The 4,095-nt window shown below is 70.3% G+C and carries 5 protein-coding genes; all 5 read left to right on the top strand.

Annotation, left to right across the window (positions count from 1 at the left end):
- On the top strand, window positions 1–386 hold a 386-nt coding region (locus N869_RS13390; protein ID WP_232229733.1), incomplete at its 5' end, for a hypothetical protein.
- A gap of 251 nt (window positions 387–637) precedes the next feature.
- The gene (locus N869_RS13385; RefSeq protein WP_035062404.1) at window positions 638–1,396 is read left to right on the top strand and encodes an ABC transporter ATP-binding protein; all 759 of its coding nucleotides are present in this window, start codon (window positions 638–640) and stop codon (window positions 1,394–1,396) included.
- Window positions 1,396–2,307 (top strand): ABC transporter permease, encoded by a 912-nt coding sequence (locus N869_RS13380; RefSeq protein ID WP_035062403.1) that lies wholly within the window; start codon window positions 1,396–1,398, stop codon window positions 2,305–2,307. Before N869_RS13385 ends, N869_RS13380 begins: the two co-directional genes overlap by 1 nt.
- Window positions 2,308–2,368: 61 nt before the next feature.
- Window positions 2,369–3,565: an ABC transporter substrate-binding protein gene (locus tag N869_RS13375; protein WP_035062402.1), complete on the top strand. Its 1,197-nt coding sequence runs from the start codon at window positions 2,369–2,371 to the stop codon at window positions 3,563–3,565.
- An 84-nt stretch (window positions 3,566–3,649) separates the two neighbouring features.
- Entirely contained in the window at window positions 3,650–4,090 is a 441-nt protein-coding gene (locus N869_RS13370) for a cupin domain-containing protein (RefSeq protein ID WP_035062401.1), read from the top strand.
- The last annotated feature ends 5 nt before the right edge of the window (window positions 4,091–4,095 follow it).

The following is a 4,095-nucleotide window of genomic DNA, read 5'->3' as shown; positions in this document are numbered from 1 at the left end:
ACGACGTGGACGGGGGCGCGGTGGCCGGTGCGCGTCTCGCGGACGCCGGGTGCGCGGTGGTGGCCCACACCGCCGACGCGGCGGGTGAGCGGGCCTGCCAGGTGGCGCGCGGGGCCGGGTCGGGTGTGCGGACCATCGGGTTCCTGTCCGGCCTCGGCGAGCACACGGCGGCCGTGGTGAGTGACGTGCGTGGCGTGGTCGGGATGCTCCTGGACCGGTTGGCCGAGGGCGGGTCGGGCCTGTCGCAGGTGGTCGACTGCGGTCTGGCGTCCGGGCACCTGTCGGTCGAGCTCGCTCCGGGCGTCGACGGTGGGCCCACCGGTGGGGGCCGGCTGCGCGGGGTGCTGGACGCCGCCGCCGGGCACGTGCTCCGCCACGGCCTCTGAGGCGCCGCCTCGTCCGGTTCTGGCCACCGGGCACCTCCTCTCAAGCAGGGATCCGCACGTCGACGATGAATGTATACATTCGCTCGTGCTGCCTGGCAAGGGTGATCTCGCACAGCGGGTGACTGTGTGACGAGCGCGTAAATTCCCCGTTTCCATCCAGGCCAGGGGCCTGTCCCGCCCCAATCTCGGATGTATACATTCAGGGTCCGCGGTGAGCGATCACCTCCGGTCCGAACGAGAGGCCCACCCCCATGACCGCAACGGCTGTGCGGAGCAGACCCGCCACCAACCTCCGGTTCGCGGGTACCGACAAGACCTACGCCGACGGCACCGTCGCGCTCACCGGTGTGGACCTGGAGATCCGCCAGGGGGACTTCGTGTCCGTCGTCGGGCCCTCGGGCTGTGGCAAGAGCACGCTGCTGCGGCTCGCTTCCGGTCTGGAGGAGCCCACCGGCGGGGTCATGGAGGTCGACCGCGGGTCGCTGGCCTACGTGTTCCAGGACGCGACCCTGCTCCCCTGGCGCACCGTCGAGCAGAACGTCCGGCTGCTCGGCGAGCTGCACCACCTCGGCAAGGGTGAGACCCGACGACGGGCCGCCGAGGCCATCGAGCTGGTGGGGTTGTCCGGGTTCGAGAAGCACATGCCGCACCAGCTGTCCGGCGGGATGCGGATGCGCACGTCGCTGGCCCGGTCCCTGACCCTGGCGCCCAGCCTGTTCCTGTTCGACGAGCCGTTCGGGGCGCTGGACGAGATCAGCCGCGAACGCCTCAACAGCGAGCTGCTGACCCTGTTCACCACGCAGGAGTTCGCGGCCCTGTTCATCACCCACTCGATCAACGAGGCGGTGTTCCTGTCCACGCAGGTGGCCGTCATGTCCGGGCGCCCGGGCCGCATCGTCGGCCGGGTCGACGTCCCGTTCCCCTATCCGCGCGACCCCGAGATCCGGTACACCCCCCGGTTCGCGGAGATCTGCGCCGAGCTGTCGGACATGCTGCGAGGAGCCAGCTGATGACGCACTCGACCCTGGACGCCGGCCAGGTGCCGGCCGCCTCCGCCACCACCGTCCCACCGGTCACACCGGTGCTCGTGCCCGAGCGGGGCGCGCGCCCCACCCGCAGCCGCTCCCAACGTCGCAAGGACGTGCTGGACGTCGTCCTGCCGGTGCTGGTGTTCGTGGGGCTGGTGGCGCTCTGGTACCTGATCAGCTACGTGGTCCTCGCACCGGAGCGGCGGTTCCTGCTGCCACCCCCGCACGACGTCGTCCGCGTGGGGTTCGGCGACCCGGCCAACCTGCAGCAGATCATGCAAGGGCTGGGGCGCACCACGGTGATCGCGATGCTCGGGCTGGCGATCTCCGTGGTGGTCGGGTTCACGTTCGCGATCCTCATGGCCTCGGCCCGCTGGATCGAACGCTCGCTGTTCCCCTACGCGGTCGTCATCCAGGCCATCCCGATCCTGGCGCTGGTGCCCCTGATGGGGTTCTGGTTCGGGTACGGGATGACCGCCCGGGTGATCGTGTGCGTCATCTGCTCGCTGTTCCCGATCGTGGCCAACACCCTGTTCGGCCTCCAGTCCGTCGACCGTGGCCAGCTTGACCTGTTCCGCCTGCACGGTGCGCCGCGGTCGACGATCTTCGCCAAGCTCCTCATCCCCGCGGCGATCCCGAGCGTGTTCACCGGCTTCCGCATCTCGGCCGGGGCGTCGGTGATCGGCGCGATCGTCGGTGACACGTACTTCCGTCAGGGCGCCCCCGGCATCGGGGTGCTCATCGACCTGTACCGCTCGCGGCTGCAGTCCGAGCAGCTGTTCGCGGCCATCATCGCCTCGTCGGTCCTCGGCGTCGTCGTCTTCATGATCTTCACCTGGCTCGGGCGCCGCATCGTCGGCTCCTGGCACGCGACCGGACGCTCCCTCGTCTGACGGGCGAGCGACACCCCTCGACCCCCCAAGCCCCACGCAACGCACCTACCGGAGGAGACCCATGCCTGCTCACACCCGCCGCACCACCGGTGCGGTCCTGGCCGGTTCGCTGGCCCTGACCCTGGCTGCCTGTACGAGCGAGGAGCCCACCGCCGCTGGTCCCGATGGTGAAGGGGCGACCGTCGCGACCGACGTCGACACCGACTCGCCCACCTACCTGGGCGACGTGTGCCCGTCTACGGTCACGACCCTGACCGACTGGATGCCGCAGTCCGAGCACGGGGAGCTGTACCAGCTGCTCGGTGACGACGCAGAGATCGACACCGACCTCAAGCGCATCGCCGGCACCCTGGTGGACACCGACGGGGCGGACACCGGTGTGCGGCTGGAGATCCGTGCCGGTGGCCCGGCGATCGGCTTCGACTCCGGCGCGAACCAGCTGTACTCGGACGAGTCCTTGATGCTCACCTACATCAGCACCGACGACGCGGTCGCCGCCGCGGCCCAGGGCCAACCGGTCGTGTCGGTGCTGGCCGCCAAGGAGACCAGCCCCACCGCCATCATGTGGGACCCGCAGACGTACCCGGACCTGGAGACGATCGCGGACGTCGGTGAGGCGGGCATCACCGTCCGCTACACCAACGGCCTGACGTACATGGAGTACCTGCTCGCCGAGGGGATCCTCAGCGAGGACCAGGTCGACTCCAGCTACGACGGGTCACCGGGTGCGTTCGTCGCCGACGGCGGCACGGCCGCCCAGCAGGGTTACGCCACGGCCGAGCCGTACATGTACGACCAGGAGATCCCGCAGTGGGGCCGGGCGCTGGAGTTCGACCTGGTCGCCAACACCGGGTACCGCATCTACGTGCAGTCCCTGTCGGCCCGGGCGGACCGGGTCGAGGAGTTCGCCGACTGCTTCGACCGGCTCGTGCCGATCGTCCAGCAGGCGCAGGTCGACTTCCTGGACGACCCGGCGCGGGCCAACGCCCTCATCGTCGAGGCCGTCGAGGCCTACGACCTGGGGTGGCAGTACTCCGAGGGCCTGGCCGACTACTCGGTCCAGGCGCAGCGTGACCTGGGGATCGTCGACAACGGTCACGACTCCACCCTGGGCAACCACGAGCTGGACCGGGTGGACGACCTGATCGCGGCCGTCACGCCGATCCTGGTCGCCAACGGTCTGGACGTCCCCCAGGACCTCACCGCCGAGGACATCGTGACCAACGAGTTCATCGACGAGTCCATCGGCCTGCCCTGACCTGCGGGGCCCGGCGCGGGCGGGTGACGAACCGCCTGCGCCGGGCCCCGCACCGTTCGTCGAGTTCCAGCACGAGGAGAAGCCATGAGTGGAGCACCACCCGTCGTCCGTCGTCTCAGCGACCTGCCCGCCTACCTGATCTCACCGGAGGACACCGTCAGGCTCGCCGAGCTCGCCGGACCGGCGCACGGCACGAACGCGTCGGTGTTCCTGGAGATCTGGGAGCCCGGCGGGGCGCAACCGGTCAACTCCCACGAGGAGTCCGCCGAGGTGTTCATCGTCCTGTCCGGTCAGGCCCAGGCCCACTCGGACGACGAGACCGTCGAGCTGGGGCCGGGGGACGTCCTAGTGCTGCAGCCCGGGTCGGAGCACCGCATCTTCAACACCTCGGCGACCGACCGGCTCTACACGATCACCGTGATGGCGAACGACGGGGGCTTCTCCGCGCTGGTCACCGGGGGGACGCCCGTCGAGCTCACCGCCGAGGACCGCGCCGTCCTCCTGGGCCCCACCCCGCCCCCCTGACCCCA

The sequence above is a fragment of the Cellulomonas bogoriensis 69B4 = DSM 16987 genome (assembly GCF_000767165.1).
GTDB classification, from domain to species: domain Bacteria; phylum Actinomycetota; class Actinomycetes; order Actinomycetales; family Cellulomonadaceae; genus Actinotalea; species Actinotalea bogoriensis.
This window is presented reverse-complemented; position numbering and strand designations above follow the sequence as displayed.

Excerpts from the sequence above, each read along its gene's own strand:
- N869_RS13380 (WP_035062403.1), top strand. The coding sequence starts at position 1,396 with ATGACGCACTCGACCCTGGACGCCGGCCAGGTGCCGGCCGCCTCCGCC.
- N869_RS13370 (WP_035062401.1), top strand. The coding sequence starts at position 3,650 with ATGAGTGGAGCACCACCCGTCGTCCGTCGTCTCAGCGACCTGCCCGCC.
- N869_RS13385 (WP_035062404.1), top strand. The coding sequence starts at position 638 with ATGACCGCAACGGCTGTGCGGAGCAGACCCGCCACCAACCTCCGGTTC.
- N869_RS13375 (WP_035062402.1), top strand. The coding sequence starts at position 2,369 with ATGCCTGCTCACACCCGCCGCACCACCGGTGCGGTCCTGGCCGGTTCG.